Origin of the sequence: Companilactobacillus mindensis DSM 14500 (genome assembly GCF_001434275.1) — a bacterium.
Lineage (GTDB): Bacteria > Bacillota > Bacilli > Lactobacillales > Lactobacillaceae > Companilactobacillus > Companilactobacillus mindensis.
The window spans coordinates 21,491-42,875 of record NZ_AZEZ01000092.1 but is presented as its reverse complement, the minus strand read 5'-3'; the positions used below and the strand labels follow the sequence as shown (position 1 = coordinate 42,875).

Annotated in this window: 21 protein-coding genes; 4 read left to right on the top strand and 17 right to left on the bottom strand. The window is 39.2% G+C overall.

The annotated features are described in order from the left end of the window. Nucleotide 1: 1 nt before the first annotated feature. The 12 genes from rny to FD29_RS08495 form a co-directional block, all read right to left on the bottom strand. The gene (gene rny, locus FD29_RS08550; RefSeq protein ID WP_057888524.1) at nt 2-1,567 is read right to left on the bottom strand and encodes a ribonuclease Y; all 1,566 of its coding nucleotides are present in this window, start codon (nt 1,565-1,567) and stop codon (nt 2-4) included. 131 nt (nt 1,568-1,698) lie between these two features. Beyond that, nucleotides 1,699-2,817, bottom strand: coding sequence for a recombinase RecA (recA, locus tag FD29_RS08545; RefSeq protein ID WP_057888523.1), 1,119 nt, complete (start codon nt 2,815-2,817; stop codon nt 1,699-1,701). A gap of 88 nt (nt 2,818-2,905) precedes the next feature. Continuing rightward, entirely contained in the window at nt 2,906-3,448 is a 543-nt protein-coding gene (locus FD29_RS08540) for a CinA family protein (RefSeq protein WP_057888522.1), read from the bottom strand. Between the two features lie 24 nt (nt 3,449-3,472). Beyond that, nucleotides 3,473-4,057 carry a CDP-diacylglycerol--glycerol-3-phosphate 3-phosphatidyltransferase gene (gene pgsA, locus FD29_RS08535; protein ID WP_057888521.1) on the bottom strand — a complete coding sequence of 195 codons (585 nt, stop codon included), beginning with the start codon at nt 4,055-4,057 and terminating at the stop codon, nt 3,473-3,475. Nucleotides 4,058-4,133: 76 nt separating this feature from the next. Further along, on the bottom strand, nt 4,134-4,976 hold the full coding sequence (locus FD29_RS08530; protein WP_057888520.1) for a helix-turn-helix domain-containing protein: 843 nt from the start codon (nt 4,974-4,976) through the stop codon (nt 4,134-4,136). Nucleotides 4,977-5,042: 66 nt separating this feature from the next. Then, nucleotides 5,043-5,765, bottom strand: a complete 723-nt coding sequence (ymfI, locus tag FD29_RS08525) for an elongation factor P 5-aminopentanone reductase (RefSeq protein WP_057888519.1) — start codon at nt 5,763-5,765, stop codon at nt 5,043-5,045. A 3-nt stretch (nt 5,766-5,768) separates the two neighbouring features. Continuing rightward, on the bottom strand, nt 5,769-7,007 hold the full coding sequence (yfmH, locus tag FD29_RS08520; protein ID WP_057888518.1) for an EF-P 5-aminopentanol modification-associated protein YfmH: 1,239 nt from the start codon (nt 7,005-7,007) through the stop codon (nt 5,769-5,771). A 1-nt stretch (nt 7,008) separates the two neighbouring features. Beyond that, entirely contained in the window at nt 7,009-8,283 is a 1,275-nt protein-coding gene (gene yfmF, locus FD29_RS08515) for an EF-P 5-aminopentanol modification-associated protein YfmF (protein ID WP_057888517.1), read from the bottom strand. Next, complete coding sequence (locus FD29_RS08510; protein WP_057888516.1) at nt 8,280-10,688, bottom strand: DNA translocase FtsK; 2,409 nt, start codon at nt 10,686-10,688, stop codon at nt 8,280-8,282. The genes yfmF and FD29_RS08510 overlap by 4 nt, the downstream gene beginning before the upstream one ends. A gap of 83 nt (nt 10,689-10,771) precedes the next feature. Further along, nucleotides 10,772-11,239, bottom strand: a complete 468-nt coding sequence (locus FD29_RS08505) for a DUF1149 family protein (RefSeq protein WP_057888515.1) — start codon at nt 11,237-11,239, stop codon at nt 10,772-10,774. 11 nt (nt 11,240-11,250) lie between these two features. Next, entirely contained in the window at nt 11,251-11,760 is a 510-nt protein-coding gene (gene trmL, locus FD29_RS08500) for a tRNA (uridine(34)/cytosine(34)/5-carboxymethylaminomethyluridine(34)-2'-O)-methyltransferase TrmL (protein ID WP_057888514.1), read from the bottom strand. Nucleotides 11,761-11,946: 186 nt separating this feature from the next. After that, nucleotides 11,947-13,158 carry an AI-2E family transporter gene (locus tag FD29_RS08495; protein ID WP_057888513.1) on the bottom strand — a complete coding sequence of 404 codons (1,212 nt, stop codon included), beginning with the start codon at nt 13,156-13,158 and terminating at the stop codon, nt 11,947-11,949. 76 nt (nt 13,159-13,234) lie between these two features. Here FD29_RS08495 and FD29_RS08490 point away from each other — a divergent pair, with 76 nt between their 5' ends. The 3 genes from FD29_RS08490 (at nt 13,235) to FD29_RS08480 (ending at nt 15,856) form a co-directional block, all read left to right on the top strand. Next, complete coding sequence (locus FD29_RS08490) at nt 13,235-14,254, top strand: lactonase family protein (RefSeq protein WP_057888512.1); 1,020 nt, start codon at nt 13,235-13,237, stop codon at nt 14,252-14,254. Nucleotides 14,255-14,288: 34 nt separating this feature from the next. Beyond that, complete coding sequence (locus FD29_RS08485; protein ID WP_057888511.1) at nt 14,289-15,125, top strand: undecaprenyl-diphosphate phosphatase; 837 nt, start codon at nt 14,289-14,291, stop codon at nt 15,123-15,125. 86 nt (nt 15,126-15,211) lie between these two features. Then, nucleotides 15,212-15,856 carry a copper homeostasis protein CutC gene (locus FD29_RS08480; protein ID WP_057888510.1) on the top strand — a complete coding sequence of 215 codons (645 nt, stop codon included), beginning with the start codon at nt 15,212-15,214 and terminating at the stop codon, nt 15,854-15,856. A gap of 84 nt (nt 15,857-15,940) precedes the next feature. Here FD29_RS08480 and mgtE read toward each other — a convergent pair whose 3' ends face one another. Genes mgtE through yjbM form a run of 4 tightly spaced genes read right to left on the bottom strand, consistent with a single transcriptional unit; the run spans nt 15,941 to nt 19,679 of the window. Then, a complete protein-coding gene (gene mgtE / locus FD29_RS08475; protein WP_057888509.1) occupies nt 15,941-17,314 on the bottom strand; it encodes a magnesium transporter in 1,374 nt (457 codons plus the stop codon). Next, nucleotides 17,307-18,227 (bottom strand): RluA family pseudouridine synthase, encoded by a 921-nt coding sequence (locus tag FD29_RS08470; protein ID WP_057888508.1) that lies wholly within the window; start codon nt 18,225-18,227, stop codon nt 17,307-17,309. The genes mgtE and FD29_RS08470 overlap by 8 nt, the downstream gene beginning before the upstream one ends. After that, nucleotides 18,214-19,026 (bottom strand): NAD kinase, encoded by an 813-nt coding sequence (locus tag FD29_RS08465; RefSeq protein WP_057888507.1) that lies wholly within the window; start codon nt 19,024-19,026, stop codon nt 18,214-18,216. Before FD29_RS08465 ends, FD29_RS08470 begins: the two co-directional genes overlap by 14 nt. After that, nucleotides 19,026-19,679 (bottom strand): GTP diphosphokinase, encoded by a 654-nt coding sequence (gene yjbM, locus FD29_RS08460; RefSeq protein WP_057888506.1) that lies wholly within the window; start codon nt 19,677-19,679, stop codon nt 19,026-19,028. The genes FD29_RS08465 and yjbM overlap by 1 nt, the downstream gene beginning before the upstream one ends. A gap of 147 nt (nt 19,680-19,826) precedes the next feature. On the opposite strand from yjbM, the gene FD29_RS08455 reads away from it, so the two are divergent. Beyond that, on the top strand, nt 19,827-20,474 hold the full coding sequence (locus FD29_RS08455) for a DsbA family protein (RefSeq protein WP_057888505.1): 648 nt from the start codon (nt 19,827-19,829) through the stop codon (nt 20,472-20,474). A 28-nt stretch (nt 20,475-20,502) separates the two neighbouring features. On the opposite strand, the gene FD29_RS08450 is transcribed toward FD29_RS08455, so the two are convergent. Then, a complete protein-coding gene (locus tag FD29_RS08450; protein ID WP_057888504.1) occupies nt 20,503-21,381 on the bottom strand; it encodes a competence protein CoiA in 879 nt (292 codons plus the stop codon). Nucleotides 21,382-21,385 lie beyond the last annotated feature (4 nt).

Genomic DNA, 21,385 nt, shown 5'->3' with positions numbered 1-21,385 from the left:
ATTATTTTGCTAATTCAACTTTTCTAATTTCACGAACCACCGTGACTTTAATATGACCAGGATATTCAAGATTCTCTTCGATCTCGCCTTTGATATCACGAGCCAAAATTGCAGCTTGATCGTCAGAGACCTCTTCTGGCTTAACCATGACACGAATTTCGTGCCCTGCTTGAATTGCATAACAATGATCAACACCCTCATGCTTGTTGGCAATCTCTTCTAGCTTTTCAAGACGATGGATATAATTCTCCATTGACTCTGATCTAGCGCCTGGACGTGATGCTGAAATTGCATCCGCTGCAGCAACGATTGTAGCAATTAATGATGTTGGTTCTACATCCCCATGATGTGAAGCAATCGTGTTAATGACTACTTCTGGTTCTTTATACTTAGTGGCGATATCAACACCTATTTCTACGTGTGATCCGTCAACTTCACGATCGATAGCTTTACCGATATCGTGCAATAAACCTGCTCGTTTTGCTAACATAACATTTTCACCCATCTCAGAAGCCATTACTGCGGATAATTTAGCTACTTCAATCGAGTGATCTAAAACATTTTGACCGTAACTCGTACGATATTCCATGCGTCCAATGATCTTGATCAAATCAGGATTCATCGAACTGATGCCTAAGCTATAGACAGTCTGTTCGCCGACTTCACGAATATGATCGTCCATTTCTTTTCTGGCCTTATCAACCATCTCTTCAATACGTGCTGGATGGATACGACCATCCTCAATTAATTTCTCCAAAGCCATCCGAGCGATTTCTCTTCTGACTGGATCATAAGCACTCAAAGCGACCGCTTCTGGTGTATCATCAATAATCAAATCAACGCCTGTAAGCGCTTCAATCGTACGAATATTTCTACCCTCACGACCAATGATACGACCTTTCATGTCTTCATTAGGTAAAGTAACAGTTGTGACAGTTGATTCTGAAACAGTATCAGCTGCACTTCTTTGAATAGCTGCAACAATCAAAGCTTTAGCATCTTTTTCGGCACTTTGTCTAGCTTGTTCGTCACTTTCTTTGATCATCTTGGCACGTTCATGAACTAATTCCCCGTTCAATTTATCAAGAATGATCTTTCTACCTTGTTCACGAGTTAAGTTACTTACTCTTACCAGCTCCGCTTGCTGTTCATTAAGAGTATCAGTCAATTGTTTATTCTTTTCATCAAGTTTATGTTGTTGTGCCGAAATGTTGTTCTCGTTATTTTCGATATTTTCCTCACGTTTTTCAAGCGATTGGTCCTTTTTATCCAAAATATCTTGTCGTTCGAGAACTCGATTTTCTTGTTTCTGGATATCTTTACGACGTTCCTTTAATTCATCCTCTTGTTTTTCACGATAACGATGAACCTCATCTTTAGCCTCAAGTAGTGTTTCCTTTTTCAAGGATTTAGCGGCCTTTTTAGCGTCTGAAACAATATCTTCAGCAGTTTGTTTAGCTTGTGAAAGTTTTTTCTCATAAGCATCCTTACAGAGAGCATATCCGAAGAGGATACCTACGATTAATGTTACTAGAGCGAAAGAGAAGGTTATGATAGCAGGATACATGCCATCACCTCCATATTTGCTTTTTAAAAAGTTTGTTTGTAAAAAATTCATATGTTACAGGTTATTTACATACAACTTAATATTATAGAATAAATACGCCCTGTCAACCAACTAAAAAGAAAAAAAGAGACCTATTTAGTCTCTTTTTCGTCTGAATCAGGAATTAAATCGATACTTCCATCATCTTTTTTGTCTGTTTTTTCGGATTTGTCTTTTTGGTCAGTTGCAGAATCATCTGTCTGATCCTCTTCAGGCTTGCCATCCATTCCGTAAGCGTCACGGACTTTTTGTCTGATCTCAGCCATTTTGTCAGGATTTGCAGCTAAGTATGCCTTAGCGTTCTCACGACCTTGACCGATTCGTTCATCGCCATATGAGTACCATGAACCAGACTTGTCGATAATGTCCTTTTCGACTGCCATATCAACTAATTCACCAGTTTGTGAAATGCCATGACCATACATGATATCAACCAAAGCAACCTTAAATGGTGGAGCAACTTTGTTCTTAACAACTTTGATCTTAGTACGGTTACCGATAACGTCAGAACCGTCTTTGATCTGTTCAGCACGACGTACTTCAAGTCTGATCGTTGAATAGAACTTCAAAGCACGGCCACCAGGAGTTGTTTCAGGGTTACCAAACATGATACCAACTTTTTCACGAATTTGATTAATAAACAAAGCAATCGTCTTAGTCTTGTTGATCGAGCCAGAAAGCTTACGTAAAGCTTGTGACATCAATCGGGCTTGCAAACCAACGTGAGCATCGCCCATTTCGCCTTCGATTTCGGCACGTGGTACTAAGGCAGCAACAGAATCGACAACAACGATGTCGACCGCACCACTAGATACCAAGGCATCAGCAATTTCTAGACCTTGTTCACCAGTATCAGGCTGTGATAACAGCAAGTCGTCAATATTTACACCTAAGGCTGTGGCATATGCAGGATCCATGGCATTTTCGGCATCGATATATGCAGCCGTACCGCCTTCTTTTTGAACTTCAGCAACAGCATGTAAAGCTACAGTAGTTTTACCAGATGATTCAGGTCCATAAATTTCAACGATTCTTCCACGTGGAAAGCCACCGACGCCCAAAGCGTTGTCGAGAGCTAATGAACCAGTAGATACGGTTGAAATTTGGGTGTTGAGATCATCGCCCATTCTCATAATGGCACCCTTACCAAAGTCCTTTTCAATCTTTTTTAAGGCTACATCCAAAGCCTTTTGTCGTTCATCTTTAGCCAAATTGCTTTCCTCCTAATGCATTCATCACTAGATATATTATTAGTAATTTACCAAAAAAGCAAGAAAAAAGCGAACAAATGTTTGTTCGTTATATTATTTCTTGAACAAGAGCAAATCCACAAAGCACTGATTTATTTCGGATAGCTTGACGTGAACCTGTAAAGTGAAATTCTTTGACGATCTCCTGGTTGTTCTTACGGTTAGCTGTGCCAATGAAGACTGTTCCAACAGGGTTTCCCTCCAGTGGATCTGGACCAGCGACACCAGTAAAACCGACTCCGATATCAGCTGAAAGTTTTTGAGCTGACAATTTGGCCATTGACTGAGCGACTGGTGCACTGACGACTGTGAATTGTTTTATCAATTGAGGATCCATACCTAATAGTTGGACCTTAACTTCGTCAGCATAAGTAACAAAGCCACCGTCAAAAACATTCGAGGCACCGGGAACTTGGGCAATCGTCGACTGAAACATCCCTGCCGTCAAACTTTCAGCCGCAGTGATCTTCAACTGATCTTTTTTCAAATAATTTACTATTTGAAGTGGATAATCGACAAATTCATTAGGCCAACCTTTTTCAAAATCAGCTTGTTCGACTATTTTAAAAATTTCAGCTACTTTCTCTTTCATTGCTCTACCTTTCAAAATACGTATTTATGATTTAAAAACATCTCTACTTTGAATAAAGTAATCTGCACCAGAGTAAATTGTGAAGATCAAACAAATGTACAAGAAGATCTCACCAATAGGAATACCAATAGCAGAGAAGAAAATATTGTGCATCAACAAGAAAATAATGGCCAACATCTGAGTAGTAGTTTTGATTTTACCAGGCATTTGGGCAGCCATAACTTTACCACCAAATTCCAAGACGATCGTTCTCAATCCAGTAACTGCTAACTCACGACAAACGATAATAGCAACGACCCATGCTGGGGCCATTTTGAAACTAACGAGAAAAATGAAGGCCGTCATAACGAGCATTTTGTCAGCCAACGTGTCAGCAAATTTACCAAAGTTAGACACTAGATGATATTTGCGGGCAATTTTACCATCAAGTAAATCTGTCAACGAAGCAATGATGAAGACGACGGTTGCCAAAACATGATTCATTGGGATCAAGTCGTTAGCAACATAAATATCGCCTAAGCCACTCCAATTAAATGCCAATAAAATAATAAATACAGGAATCAAGATAATACGAAACATGGTTAATTTGTTCGGTACATTCCAAACCATTAAAATATCCTCCAAAATAAATAATTAATTTAACAAAATAATGGTGCCTACCTTTAAAAGATTAGACACCATTATGTTATTTTTCAATATTAAATGTCAAAGTCTTGACGATTGTATCGCCGCTTTGTGATTTTGATAAGTCAACTGCTTTACCGTCGATCGTGATGGTTGTGTTGTTAACATTACCAGTTTGAACCGTAAAGGTTGTTGTATCGCTTGGTACAGTTGTTGACTTCTTTTCACCAGACGCCAAAGCTTGTTGCCAAGTAGTGTTGTCGCCTTCGCTAAATTGAATCCAAGCTTGACCACCCTTACCAGCGACTTCGACTTTTAGACCATCTGAAGGAACGTTTGTAACGGTGTAAGTACCAGTTGTATCGCTTTCTTTAACTGTGGCACCAGTTGCTTCAGTTGTCTTCTTAGTCGTTTTTTTAGCGGCCTTTTTAGTCTTAGTAGCTGATTTCTTGGTTGTTTGCGTTGTATTGTCTTTAGGGATCGTAACGCTTGAAGCGCTTTGATTACGGTGAACCATACCAAAGGCAATTACCCCGATAATAACTAAAATTACGATACCAACGACAATTTGAGGAATATAGTTACCCAAATTGGAGAAGAATGAATTTGATTCTTCTTTAATGGTCCGAGTTTTAGTTTCTTCAGGTGCTGACTCTTGTGTTGGTTGAGAATTAGGGATCTCTGCCTTATACTCTTCCAACAATTCATCGCTAGAGATACCGACAGCATCGGAATATTGCTTGATAAAGGCTCTAACATAAAAATCGCCCGGAAGATGGTCGAATTGACCTTCTTCGATTGCAATTAAATATCTCTTTTGAATTTTTGTGATTTGTTGTAAATCATCAATTGTGTATCCTTTTTTGATACGTGCATTTCTTAACTTTTGGCCAATTTCGTCCATTATTTACCACCGATTAACTAATTTTTCTAAGTATAACATACATTTTTATACAACTACTAACGTAGCTTATAGTAACCATCCACCAGCAAAATAAATCGTTTGGCCGGTCAAATAGTTGGATTTGATATTAACAAGATAACTGACTAAATCGGCTATCTCATCTGGATTTGCCAGTCTGTCAGCAGGTATCTCGTCACGGACACTTTCGAGATCCTCACTGGAGAACTCTTGAGTGTTCATTTTGGTATTCACAGCTCCTGGAGCTACGACGTTGACCGAAATACCTAAGGAAGCTACTTCTTTAGCATAAGCGTCTGCAAATGAAGACATGGCCCCTTTGACAGTACTGTAAACCACTTCCATTGCCGAACCAATTTTGCCATAGATCGAACCAATGAAGACTACTCGACCGTGATGCGTATTGGCTAATTTATCTTGTAATTGCTTCAAGATCAAAATCGGCAATTTAACGTGAATATTCCACAACGAATCGATTTCTTTTTCAGAAATATCGACTAGCAACTTATAATAAGTATTCCCTTGTGCAAAGACGATTGCATCCAAGGCAAAGATCTGTTTGGTCAAATCTTCCACATTGTCATTTTCCATATCAAATTTAATTGGTATGAAGTCTTGTTTGGGATATTTTTCTACAAGTTCCGTACGCAATTCTTCAATTCGATCCCGATTGCGATTGTAATGTAAGTAAAGCGACCATCCTTTGGCAGCTAGATTTTTGGCTGTACTTGTTCCGATATCGCCGGAACTACCCATAACTAATGCATACATATCTTACTTCCTATTTGGTAAAAGATTGTAGTAGGTGCAATTATCACCCTTTAAAAATTTCTGAGCAATATTTAAAACGTCATCTTGCTTGATCGAGTCGATCATGTGAATCAACTGCAAATAGTCGACATCGTAGAAATACAATTCAGCCATCTGATTGGCAATTGCTTCAGGTGAATTTTGAGCAAACAGATACGAGCCAATAGCATCGCGCTTGATTCGTTCAAATTTAGCATCGGTCAAGACATTTTTCAATGATTTATAAGAAAGATGATTACGTAAATATTCTTGAAATTGTTTTGGATTATTAGTTGACCCACTAATAATGATAAAACAATAGTTGTTTTCTGCAACAACATTATAAGAAAAACTATCATCAATCAAATTTAATTTACTCATTTCTTGATAATTAGTAGACGATTCGCCAATCAGAGTTTCCATGATCATATTCAATTCGAACTGTTTCTTAACGAGATCATAGCCTGTCATATCAGTATCGATTCGAATTCCGTACGCTGAACGAGCTTGACTGATATCCATCTCTTCAGAGCCACCAGCTCCGATCGGTGCAAATTGATTGAAAACTTTTTTCAGCGGTTTCTCAACTGTATGGAAATTAGAATTCTCAACAATACTTACAACTTTTTCAAAATCGACGTCACCAACTAGAACAAGGTCCATATTATCAGGACGGTAGTTTTGGCGATACGTTTCTAAAAGATTCTCGTGATTTATCTCTTGAAGCGATTTACTCGACCCTGCGATGTCTTCAGCAATTGGGTCATTAGGATACAACTGTCCGAGAATTCTTTGTTCTAAGACCCATTCAGGCATATCTAAGTACATTTGGATCTCTTGATCAATGATGCCTCGTTCGGAAGCAACGTTTTCAGCTGTGAAATTAGGATTCTGCACTAGATCCAATAGAATTCTCAAATTATCGTAAGGATTTTCTAAAGTTTGGAAGAGATAGGCCGTCTTAGTGTAACTTGTATAAGCATTAGAGTTAGCACCGTATTCTGCAAATTTTTCTGAGACATCATACCCTGGTTTAGCAAACAATTTATGTTCGATGAAGTGAGCTATCCCTGATGGTAAAGTTCCCTTTTCAGTTTTGGTATCGACTGAGCCAAAGTTTGCCATCGCCAAACCATAGACTTGATTGAAGCCGCTCATTGGTACGACGCTGACTTGTAAGCCATTGGCTAGTCTTTTTGTCTGTTTTTCTAAGTTTTCTGTCATACTAATCTCCAATCAATTGATACTGAGCGATTGCGTGCATGTGATCCGCTACGCTGGCAATGTGTTTTCTGTCTAAACTCTGCAATTCTGCTTCAAATTGTTGGTCAGTCAGCAGCGTTTTAGGATAAACTGTCTGCCAAATACTGCGCATAATATAATACTGAATCGAATCGGTGGCAATTTTACGACGTGTCAGCATAACTTTTTGGGCGTGTTGAATTTGACTGTCAGTAAATTTACCATCACGGATAAATTCGATCTGTTGCTGAATCAAATTCAAAGCTTTATCGACGGAGTCAGCATCTAACCCAGCCTGGATCGTTACTAAATGACTGAGCGGCTGATAAGTGCTTGAAACTGAATAGGCCAAGCTGTTCTTCTCTCTGACTTGTTGGAACAACTGTGACTGATCGTCGCCACCCAAAATTAAGTTCATAATTTGCGGAGCCATGCGGTTGAAGTCCTTTGACACACCTTCAGTTGCATAGGCCAAAGCAATGCGACTCTGGTTCAAATGTTTGTGTTCGATTTGAACTGCCGGTTTTTCGATCAATTTATCAAACTTATCGAATTCAATCTTCAAAGCGTTATGACGGTCATTCAATTGAGTATAAAAATCACTAGCAAGCAATTGTTGAAGAAATTCATCTTCATCCAAATTTCCAACCACGTTGATCACAACCGTATCGTTTTTGATAACGTCACGATATGTTTCCATCAATTTCTCATTTGTCAGTTCGTTCAACTGGTCGATATTTCCAAAAATAGGCATTTGCCGATCAGGGTTATTTTGATAGATCAGCTTAGCTAATCCCAATGAACTCACGAGATCTTGATTGTCTTGAATTGAAACTAAATTGGACATCAAATTGCGTTTTTCAGTCTCATAGGCCGTCTGATTGAATTGCCCCTTCTCCAAATTAGGTTTAAAGATGATCTCACCTAGTAGGTCAAGATTGTCTTTGATCTGAGTTTGCCCATCGATCAAAAACTTAGGATCAGCGAATTCAACACTGAAGGCTAAGTCGTTAAAATTCAACAGATTGCGAGTAAAGACATTTATTTCCGAACCATAAAGTTCCATCTCTCGGTCATTTATCGCTTGAAAACTGGGATAATCTTCAGTTGAATTTGACATCACATTTGCCAACAAGCGTCGACTAGTCGTTTCTTCCTTTGCCAATGGTCTTAAAAAATCCATTTGAATTTTGATGGTGCGGAATTTTTTGATTGGATTAATATTTAAGAAAATATTTTTTGCTAATGTTTTTCTCAATTTTTCACCTGATTTTTTTTGATTATTTCTAATTGTTCTGGCGTTATCAGAACCTTTCGAGGTTTGCTACCCTCTGAAGCTCCTACGATTCCTTTATTTTCCATTTCATCGACCATTCTAGCAGCACGGTTGTAACCAATACTGAAACGGCGTTGTAGCATTGAGACACTGGCGGACTGTTTTTCAACGATCATTTCGACCGCGTCATCCCAATACTCATCATCTGGCTTGTCATCACTGGAACCACCTTCATCCACATCTGTTGGAATCATATCTTCATCATAGTCAGCCTCTTGCTGGTTGCTTACAAATTTGACGACATTTTCAACTTCAGACTCCGAAATATAAGCCCCTTGCAAACGAACCGGCTTACTCTTACCGATTGGTTGGAACAACATATCACCACGTCCCAATAGTTTTTCAGCTCCGACCGCATCCAAAATGGTTCTGGAATCGACCCCACTGGAAACTGCGAAGGCAATTCGAGATGGAATATTGGCTTTGATCAAACCAGTAATAACATCGACTGATGGACGCTGAGTGGCAATGATAATATGCAATCCAGCGGCACGTGCCATCTGAGCTAAACGGACGATTGCCGCTTCAACTTCATGTCCGGCAACCATCATTAAATCAGACAACTCATCAACGATAACAACGATATAAGGTAAACGTTCCATCTTTTGGTCATCTTCAGCGGTCTCATTGAACTTATCGACATCGGCATTGTACTCGCCAATATTACGATGACTCGTTTCAGCAAACAATTTGTAACGGCGTTCCATTTCCTTAACAGCTTTTTGTAAAGCCCCAGCAGCTCGACGTGCATCGGTAACAACTGGAATCAATAGCTGCGGTATACCGTTATAAACATTCAATTCAACCATCTTAGGATCGATCAAGATCAACTTGACTTCACTTGGTTTAGCTTTCATCAAAATACCTGTAATGATCGTATTGATAGCGACTGACTTACCACTACCTGTTGAACCGGCAATCAATAAATGCGGCATCTTCGTGATATCTGCTTCGATAATATTACCCGAAACATCTTTTCCCAAAGGCACGATCAGAGGATGCGTCTTATCTTTTTGATTCTCAGTAATATCTCTAAATGAAACGGTTGAGATCGTCTTATTAGGAACTTCTATCCCAACGAAAGGCTTACCGGGAATCGGTGCTTCGATACGGATGTCTTTAGCAGCTAACGCCAAAGCCAAATCATCAGCCAAATTGACGATTTTACTTACTTTGACCCCGACAGCTGGTTGTACTTCATACTTGGTGATTGTTGGCCCTAAGCTGGCCTTTTTAACTTCCACATCGACTCCAAAACTTTTGAAAGTCTGACGCAGTTTGTCCTTATTCTCATCGATCAACTTAACTTCTGAAGTTTGGTCAGTCTGAGGAACTTGTTTCAAAAGATCAGACGATGGCAACTGATAGTCACTGTCGTCGGTTGCTTCACTCTGCTTGTAACTGACTGGATCTGGCAAGTCTTTATCTTCCGTACCATCAATTCCATAGGGCTTTGAAACGATTTTCCCATCGCCAGATTCTGGTTCTGATTTTTCGGTTGGCGTAGAAGATTGGGGTAGATCGATATGAAATTCAGAATCCTCCGGTTGCTCTTTGGGCGCTGGTTCTTCCTTATGGGCAAAAGGATTGATATCTTTGAATTCTCGTTCGATCGCCGGTTCTGTTTTTTTCTTTTCGACTGTCGGCTGAGTTTGAGCAGCTTGCTTCTTGTCAGCGGCTCTTTGATCGACATAATTACTATAGTGACCGGAAATAATTTCCTTCAGCTTGAGTCCAGCGTGTTTGATTTTTACTAAAATATTGGTCGTTACGATTGAAACTTGTTTCATAGTGACATTGAATAACATTAGTATTCCAATAAAAATCATCAGCGCCGTAACAAAATAAGTTCCCGTACTAGAAAACATTGGCATGAAGAAGCTGTACAAGTACGAGCCAATCATTCCTCCACCAACTGATCCATCGACAGAAACTTGAGTCATATCGGCAGCTAAAGTATTCCATGTAACGAGGTTATAATTGTGATATAACGACATGCTCGAGAAAAATATCCCGTGTAAAATAATTAATGTTCCTAAGTATACGAAGAGAAATCCGAAGTTTCTCTTTGGCGTCATGACGGGTATCCGCCCGGTCGCAATAATAAAGGCGCCAACAAAAATACTGATGATCAATAAAACTGGATAACTATCCCCGACAAAGATTCGATAAATATTGTCGAAAGTCTTACCCACAATACCGAATTTGAACAATCCCAGAATGGATAAAATAATCCAAACTAAACTGACCAAAGAACGAATCAAACGTGAATTATTGACTGTATTTTTTCTCTTTCTAGGCGTAGAACTAGCCCTTTTTTTTACCATAAGTACCTCACATGAATTTAAAAAGTAATCATCTAAAATTATACCTTTTTTGATGGGTAAAAAAAACAGCCCCAAGGGACTGTTTATTTATCTTCTTTGTTATCTTCTTTGTTATTTTCTTCAGCTCTTAATTTTTTGACTTCTTCATTAGGTGTAAATTGGGGATTATCGTTAAAGTTTAACGAAACGCCGTGGTTCAACGTAACGCTAGTTACTTGATAGGTCAATGTTTCGATGTATTCGATCACTGGACGTGATAACTGTTGTACTTGTTTAGCATCCAAGTCTTGAATTTCACCGTGAAAACCGACCGGTTGAACTACTTGACCAATCAAACCAGAAACTTTGAAGGGGGCATTTTCCATATGAATGTCGAATGGAACGACCACTTGTAAAATTTTTCCCTTTTCTTCGTTGAGCGGTTGGCCATCTTCACCCTTTAAATCAGGATGCTCAATACTGATATTCAAATTAGTTTTGGCATCAGCTTTGGGTGATTCAACGTCGTAATGGAATGCTTGAACTGAAACTTCACCTTTAATAATCTTCATAATATCTTCTCCTAATCTAGTTTGTCATGTTCATAATGATGACTTAATTCTAATCCAGCAAAATTTTGTTGACGGACGGCTTCATAAATTACCAAAGCAGCACTATTGGACAAATTCAAAGCTCGAATATTATCACTCATTGGAATTCGAAGACATTTTTCAGGATTCTCACGCATGAAATCTTCGGGTAATCCGGTCGTTTCCTTACCAAATAAGAAATAGTGATCAACTGAAGTATCGCTGAAATCTTGATCACTGTAAACCTTATCGGAGAATTTAGTAATTAAATATAAATACTTTTGGTCAGGAATTGATTCCAAAAAAGCATTCAAATCATCGTGATAAGTAATATCTACTTTGTTCCAATAGTCGAGTCCCGCACGTTTCATGTGAGCGTCGTCAGTACTAAAACCTAGTGGACGGATCAAATGCAACTTAGTGTTAGTACCCGCACAAGTTCTAGCAATATTTCCAGTATTAGCTGGCATCAATGGTTCATAGAGTGCAATGTGATTTGTCATTATATAAAATTTCTCCTTCTTACAAAAAAAGCGCATCTCCTCGGTGAAAACCACGGCAAGGACATGCGCTAGTATAGCCTCTCGTTTACTTGCTTTTGTCAAAATCACTTCTGAGAAAAACAAATAATACCCAAAACTCAATAGATATTATATACGATATGTCCGGTCTATACAATCATTTTTGAATTATTTATGAATTTTCTTCGAATTATCTGTGTCCTTAAGTACATCTGGTTTAGGGGAATTCTCTATCAATTCCTCAGTACTATACCAATTTGAATTCCGTTTGAACCAGTTGAAGAAACGCGTGAAGATTATCTTTAGAATGGCAAAGATTGGAATTCCGGCGATCATTCCGACTAAGCCATACATTCCCGCTGAAACTAATAAGACCAAAATAGTTGTAACTGGATGCATCTGCATTTTGTTTCCCACAATGATTGGTGAAATAACACGCGTCTCGACGGTCTGTTCAACTGCAAAGACGATCAATACTTTCAAGACCATGCCTGGGGCAATAAAGGCCGCAATAACTAACGATGGAATCAACGCTAAGGTTGAACCGATATAAGGAATCAAATTCAAGATACCCGCTACGATACCCAAAACGAGCGCATAACGCTGCCCGATGATCAAATAGCCGATGAAAAACATCACCGCTACCCAGAACGCCACGGTCAACTGCCCAGTGATGTAAGAACTCAAGGCTTGACTGATCTCTGATAGCATATCGCCAACTGATTGCTTGATACGATCAGGCATGAACTTGATAACCGATTCTTTGAACTTCTTATCGTCCTTTAGCATAAAGAACAAAATAAACGGTGCCGTCAATAAAATCACAAGCACGTTAGTCAATATGCTGACGGCTGAGCTAAGATTGTTCATTGTCTGTGGCAAGATCTGATCCATCGACTTTTCAAAGCTCTTCGTCACGCTAGTATTAGTAGCTGCCAAACGTTCTTTGGCTAAATGCAATCGTGGATCTGAAAACATATTTTGCAGACTTTTATTCAATGAATTCCAATACTGTGGCCAATTCTTGATCAAAGAATCCAATTGGCTTTGGACAAATGGAATTAGGGACATAACGCCCCAGATCAATAATGCCAAAATAATAATAAAAACAAAGATAATTGAAATAATCCGATTAACGTGAAACTTACTTTCTAAGACATTGATCAACGGATTGATCAGATAATACAATACCAACGCTAAAATCACTGGTGGCATCGTAATTCCCAAAATCTGGCCGATTGGTTGAAAGACGAAACTGACTTTTGAAAACAAGTAGATGATCAAAAATACTAAGAAAACATTGATCAAAATCACCGTCAATTGGTTGTTCAAAAACCATTTATAAAACCAACTGTTCTTTCTTTCCGGTGTTTCTTTCATAGATTGCTCCCCAAAAATTTTCTACAAAGATTATACTGTATATTATAATACTATACATTGTTTGGAGGAATTAGTAATGCTCGAAAAGGTTCTCTTTAGTGGTTACACAAAAAAGGCTGGCAAAGGCGTCTATGCTGCACAATTTAACTCAGATAACGGCGAATTGTCGACCCCAGAAGTATTGGTTGAATTAAATGGCCCTACTTATATTGACGTTACAAACGACCTAAAATTGATTGCTTTAGCTAAAAGCGGCGACAAAGGCGGCATCGTTGTTTATGATATCAGCGGTGATAAACCAAAGATGTTGGATGAAGATTTTTCCGAAGAAACTTCACCTTCATACGTCAAATTCGATGCCAGTCGCAATTTGATCTTCAGTGCTTACTTCCACTTGAGTAAAGTTAAGATCGATCATTTAACTGACGATGGCAAGATCGAACACTATTCAGAAGTTAAATTTGAAGGTCACGGTCCCCGTACGGAACAAGATCAATCCAAGCCCCACTTCAGTGCTTTAACACCTGATGGCAAACTTATCATCTGTGATTACGGTGCTGACCGTATTTATATTTACGATATTGAAGATCCAAAACAACCAAGATTGATGAACAATTACATCGCCCCAGCCGGCTATGCTCCTAGACACTTGGTTTTCCACCCTACTAAGCCTTACGTTTATGTAGCTTGTGAATTATCTTCTAAGATCTTAGTAATGGAATACGACGCTCAAACAGCTGGTTTGACATTGGTTGACGAAGTTTCCGCTGCTAAAGACGAACAGAAGAACACTACTGCTGCTATTCGTATCAGTAAAGACGGCAAGTTCCTATACGCTTCAACTCGTGGTGCTGATACGATTGCTGCCTTCACAGTTGACCCCAACGGCGACCGTTTAAAGAAACTCGACACCGTTTCAACTAAAGGTAACGGACCTCGGGATTTCGATTTGGATCCATCTGACAAATATGTCATCGCTGCTAACCAAGATTCAGATGACCTTGCCATTTTCAAACGCAACGTTAACAAAGGCATGTTGTCAAAATTGGGAAATAATATTTCCATTCCTGAGTGTACTTGTGTACACTTTATCTAGTTTCAAATTTAATTCAGGAGAATAATTATTTATTATGTTCATTGAAATTATTAAAACCATCATCTTAGGTATCATTGAAGGTTTTACTGAATTTCTACCTATCAGTTCTACTGGACACTTGTATTTGGCCGATGAATTCGTCAAGTTAAACGAACCTACGGCTTTTATCAATATGTTCATGGTAGTTATTCAATTCGGGGCGATCTTAGCCGTTATCCTAATTTACTTTCACAAGTTGAATCCTTTCTCACCTAAAAAGACTCACATTGAGAAACGTCAAACTTGGAGTATTTGGTTCAAGGTTATCTTGGCTATCATTCCTTCAGTAGTTATCGGTCTTCCTTTAAGCGACTGGATGGATGCTCATCTCACTAGCTGGCAAGTTATCTCAGCTACCCTATTGATCTATGGTATCTTGTTCATCGTTGTTGAAAATTGGCTCAAGAACAAGCAGCCACAAACAGCTGATCTGGACAGTCTTTCTTATAAGACAGCTTTCCAAATTGGACTCTTCCAAGTGCTTTCATTGGTTCCTGGTACTTCACGTTCCGGTGCTACGATCCTTGGTGGTATGACTGTTGGTACATCTAGATTCGTTGCCACTGAATTTTCATTCTTCTTGGCTATCCCAACCATGTTTGGTGCCAGTCTTTTGAAGATCGGTAAGTATTTTGCTCATGGCAATACTTTTACTGGTGATCAAACAATCATTCTTCTCGTAGGTACTTTGGTATCATTCATCGTCGCCTACGCCTCAATCAAGTTCTTGTTGAATTACATCAAACGTAATGACTTCAAGGCCTTTGGTTGGTATCGTATTATTTTAGCAATCATCGTTATTGCTTACTTTGGTTTCAAATCATTTGCATAATTAAGTTAAAGAGCGTCGTTTGACGTTCTTTTTTTTGTCATAATTGTTAGAATATAAATACATTATATAAAGAGAGGCTGATCATTATTTATAAAGAAGTTGCTTTAGAAAACTTTACTAAGATCCCCACTGCTGTCTTAAAGGGTGCCAACCGTATCGAATTGAACGACAATCTAGCTGTTGGTGGCACAACTCCTAGTCACGGAGTGCTTCAAGAAGCCACTAAGTACTTACAAGAGAAATCGATTCCCCTCGTTGAAATGATTCGTCCCCGGAGTGGAAATTTCGTCTACAACGACCTTGAGATCAAAATGATGGAAGCTGACTTGTTTGAAGCCCAAAAAATGGGTGTCGACGGCGTGGCTTTCGGTGCTTTGACTGAAGATGGCGATTTGGACACTGATACGATGGAACAATTGATTGCTGCATCCTCTGGAATGCAAGTCGTTTTCCACATGGCTTTCGATGCTTTGGCTGATGACAACAAGAAATCAGCTATCGATTGGCTAGTCGATCATGAAGTCGACCGCATCTTGACTCATGGTGGTCCACTCACAACGCCGATCGATCAAACTCTTGATAATATCAAAGAATATATCGACTATGCTGATGGCCGAATCACTATTTTACCTGGTGGCGGTGTCAACTTCAAAAATGCCGATACGATTGCTGAAAAACTTGGCGTTAAAGAATTGCACGGTACTAAGATCATCGATGGAGTCAACAACTAATCATCTTTAGCAACACAAAAATAGCGTCAGTTTTACTAGGAAAACTCTTAGTAAAACTGGCGCTATTTTATTTTTATTATTTCGTCAAGCGTGAACAAAGTATTGCATGAACATTCCAGCAATACTGAAGTAGATCAAGACTGAGGTCAAATCACTCAAGGTAGAAATAAATGGTCCTGACGCCACCGCTGGATCGAATCCAAAACTAGACATCAGCATTGGAATCAAACTACCAGCCAAGTTAGCTACCGTTATAGCGGCACACATAGCCAAGCCAATAACCATTCCTAAAACGAAGTTGTGTTTCCAAATCCCGACCAATAAGAAAACTGATACACCGGTAACTAAGCCGGTAACAAAACCAGTCACCAATTCTTTACCAATCAGTTTCAAAAATTCATGACGATTGATCTCTTCAACCGCCAACCGTCTGACCGCCACGGCCAAACTTTGAGTTCCGGCATTACCAGCCGTACCAGTAATGGTCGAGATAAAGACGGCTAAAATACTAGCTTCAGCCAATAACCCTTCAAAGTGATTGATCAAAGTCGCTGTGATCATCGAAAGCAGTAGCAAAGTGATCAACCAAGGCAACCGCTTTGAAGCTGACTTGAAAGGTCCATCGTTGTTAGTTTCGTCCATACTAACACCGGCCAAACCAGAGTAATCTTGTTGAGCTTCGTCATCAATAACTTCAATAACATCATCAACTGTAACGATTCCGACCATTTGATTAGAATGGTCGACCACCGGAACGGCTAAGAATTCATAATCTCTGAAGACTTGAGCAACTTCAGCTTGTTCGGCATCAACGTTGACAGTAATAATATCGCTATTCATTTTTTCACTTAAAGTATCATTGTCATCTAACATGATCAAGTCACGCAAAGACATTACCCCGACAAGGTCATCGTGGCTATCTAAGACGTACAAGTAATAAATCGTTTCGGCAGTCTTGGCAAACTGTTTCAAAGCTCTGATAGCCTCAGAAGCAGTCTCCTCCTCATGAAATCTGACATAGTCAGTCGTCATGATACCACCGGCGGTCTCGGTATCGTAGTGCAACAAGCCCCGCAAATTATTGGCATCGGACTTTGGCATCTGCCCTAACAGGCGCTCAACGTCAACTTTATCCAAGTGCTCCAAAACATCGGCCGCATTATCATCGTACATATCGTTCAGCATTTGTGCAGCGTATTTTAGATCCATTTCTCTCAAAAGATCAGGAATTTCAGGTGTTTCATCCTCGATCGTATCGAACATGTCACCCATTTCGTCTGGTTCCAAGATCGAATACAAAGTCATCCGTTCGGACTTATTTAACGTAAGGTAGAAAGTACTTTGATCATAAAAATGCATATCCAAATATGTTTTTCGGAAACGCTTCTTATCATCGTTATCAAGATATTCTTTCAGTTGCGTGAATTTATCCTGTAGCCTCTTCTCATTTTCATCCATTGCTCTCACCCCTCAACACACTTTTTAACAGTACCATATCTGGTGGCAAAGGTGCTTCTAAATTCAATAATTCTTTTGTAACTGGGTGGACGATGTTCAATCTAAAGCAATGCAATGCCTGGCGCTTCATTCGTGGATCGATTTTTTTACTATACATATCGTCTCCAATGATTGGATGGCCGATAGCTGTCAAATGGACCCGGATCTGATGTGTCCGCCCTGTCAATAATTTTAATTTCAATAAACTAGCATTTTTAAAAGTTTCGATTGTTTCATAAATTGTTCGTGAAGGCTTACCTTTTTGGTGGTCGATATTGCGCATATAAAATGCCATTGGATCAATGCCAATTGGCAAATCGATCAGTCCTGATTTTGGTTCAACCTGACCATAGACCATCGCCAAATAAAACTTCTGAAAATCTTCCGTATGCAAAATTTGGTCCAATAAGGAATGGGCATAGGAAGTTTTAGCAAAGACCATCAATCCCGAAGTATTGCGATCCAAGCGCGTCACCAAGTGGATCGAACTATTCTCATTATGCTCTAACAAGTAGTTCTTGACTAAATTAGCCATCGTCTTCCCATCACGGGCTTTGGCTGGCAAACTAGCTATCCCTGGTGGCTTATTGACGACTAAGAGATATTCATCCTCAAAAATAACATCGATAGCTCCCTTCATTGGTGCTATCAAATCGGACGGCTCCTCGGTATTCAAAACCACTAACATCTGGTCGCCGGTTTTCATTGCGTAATCAAAATGACGTTGTTTGTGATTGACGAAGATTAGGCCGCCCTTATTTTTTAGATTGTGCAATTGACTAGAAGAAAATTTGTGCTGGACTAAAAATTTACGAATCTTCTTCTTGTCGTCTTTGCCAATCGTGAATTTTAAAAAGCGATTAGTTTTGGTCATCTTGGGCTAAAAAGGCCGTTTCTACTCTAGTCCAGAAGTGACGGTGACGGTATTGGGCGAATTGCGCACGTTGATAATTCAATTTAATGGTAATTTTACGAACATTTTTTAGTTTGGTCGTGATCCCATCGCAACTGATAACATAATCGTCAGCTGTTTGAGGATAAAGGTCGACTTGTTGATTGTGCGGAATGATAATTGGTGATGAAATGGTTCGGTAGACACGGTTGTTGATCGAAGCAATCTCAATCATTTGGAAAACACTGATCTTAGGATGGATCAAAGCCCCACCGACTGATTTCGAGTAAGCTGTCGATCCAGTTGGCGTTGAAAAACAGAGTCCATCCCCACGGAAACTTTCAAAAAACTCTTTATCCAAGTCAACCCGCGTTTTCATTGTCAATGACGACAATCGCCGAACAACGGTTTCGTTGATAGCAATTCCGTGGAACAATGAACCTTCCTTGTTTTCGACCATGACATCCAACAAAGGATAACTGGTTGAAGGGATGTTATCTTTACATTCGATGATTCGTTTGGCCAAGTCATCGATCTCTTCATCGGTCCAATCAGAATAAAAGCCTAAGTGACCAGTGTGCAAGGCTAAGAATTTAACTTTATCCAAGTGGGCAGCGTAAGCGTGAAAAGTACTCAAAAGCGTTCCATCGCCACCGACACTGATTACTAATTGGGGATCACGTCGATCCAATATCAAACCAGCATCCAACAACATGCTGCGTAATTTATTCGCTGCTGCAACTGATTTTTCTTTACTATTATTATTAATCCATAATTTCATTATTTATTGTGCTCCGTTGGGTTATTTAAGTCACGTTTTCGATCAGTAAAATACTTCTGGGCATCCTGAATTTCTTCCCGGATCTTTGACATCTCTTCATCTAGCATGAATGAAGCCTCCGCCGCACGTTTTAGACGCTCGTTGATTTCTTCCGGGAAATCGCCTTGATATTTGTAGTTAAGAGAGTGTTCGATCGTTGACCAAAAGTTCATGGCTAAAGTCCGAATCTGGATTTCGGCGAGAATATTTATTTGACCGTGAGCTGTTTGAATGGGATACTCTATCACAACATGATAAGAACGATAACCGCTGGGCTTACTGTTAGCGATATAATCGCGTTCCTCAATAACTCGCATATCTTCACGGATATGCAGCAATTTGGCAACTTCGTAAATGTCTTCCACGAATTGACATTGGATTCTGATACCAGCAATATCCTGCATATCTTGTTCCAATAAATCAGTGGTAATAAAGCGTCGGCGCATCTTCTCCTTGATACTATCGACTGTCTTGACCCGGCCAGTCACAAATTCAATTGGCGAGTGTTCGTTCTTTTCTAAAAATTCTTTACGTAAGTTTCTAAATTTGATTTTTAATTCATCAACCGCTTGGGAATATGGTATCAAAAATTCGTTCCATTTAATTTCTGCCATAGTAACCTCTCTTTACTTATTTAATATATCGTATATTTATGAAAGATTCATCCAATTAAGGATATTATGTCCGCGAGTTTATAATTTTACCTTTTTGATGAAAGTTGGTAGAATGACAATGCAATATAGAGATGGAGGGAAAACATAATGTGGGAAATATTCTTATATATTAATCCCTTATGTTCGTATTGTTTAAAAGTGGAGCAAGCAATGATCGATTTCACTAGAAAACATGACATTGATACACAGTATCATTTCGTAACGAACTATAATATGGCGACAATTAATGATTATATGCATTTAAAAGGTTTCAAGATCACCGATATTGAGGGACGTACTAAGACTTCTCAGGATATAGTTGAAGCGGCCAAGCTTTACAAAGCAGCATCGTGTCAAGGTAACAAAAAGGCTCGTAACTTTTTAATGAATCTTCAAGAACAGATCAACGTTCTGAACAATCCCTTTGATGATACCACTATCAAACGTACTATTAACAACAGTGGGCTCGACTATAAGTCAATTATGGCCGACAAAGATAGTGAATGCGTCGTTCAAGGTCTCAAACGTGATCAACAACTTTCAATGGAGATGCACGTTCAAAAAGCACCTGCTGCCGTAGTCTTCGACTGTGAAGATGAGACAAAGCCCGGTGTAATGATCAGCGACTTTGGCCCTTCAGAAACTCAAGAAAGTATCAACAGTACTGTCAATGCCTTGCTAGAACAAGAACTTCCTCAAGCTGCCAACTATAACGATCCGTGTACCGTTATCAGCTTAGACAAGTTCAGAAGATAACATTTTAATAGAACATAAGAAAAAGCCTTCACATTTGTGGGGGCTTTTTGTGTGGCTTGTTTTTCAACAAGGGCTGATTCAAATAGATTTTTTCACCCGATGCGTACATTTTCCATGCGGGATAGCGATAAATCGGTGGCTGGGATCTGAATGAACGTCCTTTTAGTTCTTCCTCGATCGTCAGTTGATGTTTTTGAAAAAAATCCATTTTGATTTTTTGTGAACGGTCATCGTTTTTACTTCGTAATTTTCTGAGCAATCTATAATTAATTCGGCTGAGTTTATCTGCTTTAACAATTGGTTTAAAATCAAAAATCTTAATCAAATTATATCTAGTAAAGACCTTTTTCTGAGCTGTAAGTTTGCTAAAGGGACCTACAAATTTGATATGATGAAAAATAATCAGCCGGATCCTTTGCGAATCAAATAATAACAAGTAATATTTCCATTCAGCATTGTATGCCAAAAATTTTAGATGTTCTGAAGTAAGTTTTTCACTCAAATAATTGCCCCCAAGGATCCAAATGTTGGCGAGCTGTTTATTATCATAGCCCCGAACTCTTTGGGCCAACTCTTTCACATCGATTTTGGCACACTGATACTCAAACACTATTTTATTATCAACTAAAATATCGGGACGCTGCTGAATATCAGCTAAAAAGACTTCCAATTCCACCGGTACTTGCCAGCGACTTTGTAAAACTTGAGCAATTATTGCTTTGCCCTGTTGATGGATCAAACGTTCATGAACCGAATTATGCTTGAGATTTTCGTGTCGAAAAAACGGTTTGGCCGACCCCACGATCAATTTGACCGGCTTGAGACACTGACTACAAAAATAAACGTCAGTTGGAATGGCATTGCAAGCATTAGTTAGAGTTCCTTGTTTGTTCAGTGCTGCATACATGAAC

What these genes read in the sequence shown, in the direction of transcription:
- rny (WP_057888524.1), bottom strand. Translation starts at nt 1,567, where the DNA reads ATGTATCCTGCTATCATAACCTTCTCTTTCGCTCTAGTAACATTAATC.
- FD29_RS08540 (WP_057888522.1), bottom strand. Translation starts at nt 3,448, where the DNA reads ATGAAAGAGAAAGTAGCTGAAATTTTTAAAATAGTCGAACAAGCTGAT.
- pgsA (WP_057888521.1), bottom strand. Translation starts at nt 4,057, where the DNA reads ATGGTTTGGAATGTACCGAACAAATTAACCATGTTTCGTATTATCTTG.
- FD29_RS08530 (WP_057888520.1), bottom strand. Translation starts at nt 4,976, where the DNA reads ATGGACGAAATTGGCCAAAAGTTAAGAAATGCACGTATCAAAAAAGGA.
- ymfI (WP_057888519.1), bottom strand. Translation starts at nt 5,765, where the DNA reads ATGTATGCATTAGTTATGGGTAGTTCCGGCGATATCGGAACAAGTACA.
- yfmH (WP_057888518.1), bottom strand. Translation starts at nt 7,007, where the DNA reads ATGACAGAAAACTTAGAAAAACAGACAAAAAGACTAGCCAATGGCTTA.
- FD29_RS08510 (WP_057888516.1), bottom strand. Translation starts at nt 10,688, where the DNA reads ATGGTAAAAAAAAGGGCTAGTTCTACGCCTAGAAAGAGAAAAAATACA.
- FD29_RS08505 (WP_057888515.1), bottom strand. Translation starts at nt 11,239, where the DNA reads ATGAAGATTATTAAAGGTGAAGTTTCAGTTCAAGCATTCCATTACGAC.
- trmL (WP_057888514.1), bottom strand. Translation starts at nt 11,760, where the DNA reads ATGACAAATCACATTGCACTCTATGAACCATTGATGCCAGCTAATACT.
- FD29_RS08495 (WP_057888513.1), bottom strand. Translation starts at nt 13,158, where the DNA reads ATGAAAGAAACACCGGAAAGAAAGAACAGTTGGTTTTATAAATGGTTT.
- FD29_RS08490 (WP_057888512.1), top strand. Translation starts at nt 13,235, where the DNA reads ATGCTCGAAAAGGTTCTCTTTAGTGGTTACACAAAAAAGGCTGGCAAA.
- FD29_RS08485 (WP_057888511.1), top strand. Translation starts at nt 14,289, where the DNA reads ATGTTCATTGAAATTATTAAAACCATCATCTTAGGTATCATTGAAGGT.
- mgtE (WP_057888509.1), bottom strand. Translation starts at nt 17,314, where the DNA reads ATGGATGAAAATGAGAAGAGGCTACAGGATAAATTCACGCAACTGAAA.
- FD29_RS08470 (WP_057888508.1), bottom strand. Translation starts at nt 18,227, where the DNA reads ATGACCAAAACTAATCGCTTTTTAAAATTCACGATTGGCAAAGACGAC.
- FD29_RS08465 (WP_057888507.1), bottom strand. Translation starts at nt 19,026, where the DNA reads ATGAAATTATGGATTAATAATAATAGTAAAGAAAAATCAGTTGCAGCA.
- yjbM (WP_057888506.1), bottom strand. Translation starts at nt 19,679, where the DNA reads ATGGCAGAAATTAAATGGAACGAATTTTTGATACCATATTCCCAAGCG.
- FD29_RS08455 (WP_057888505.1), top strand. Translation starts at nt 19,827, where the DNA reads ATGTGGGAAATATTCTTATATATTAATCCCTTATGTTCGTATTGTTTA.
- FD29_RS08450 (WP_057888504.1), bottom strand. Translation starts at nt 21,381, where the DNA reads ATGTATGCAGCACTGAACAAACAAGGAACTCTAACTAATGCTTGCAAT.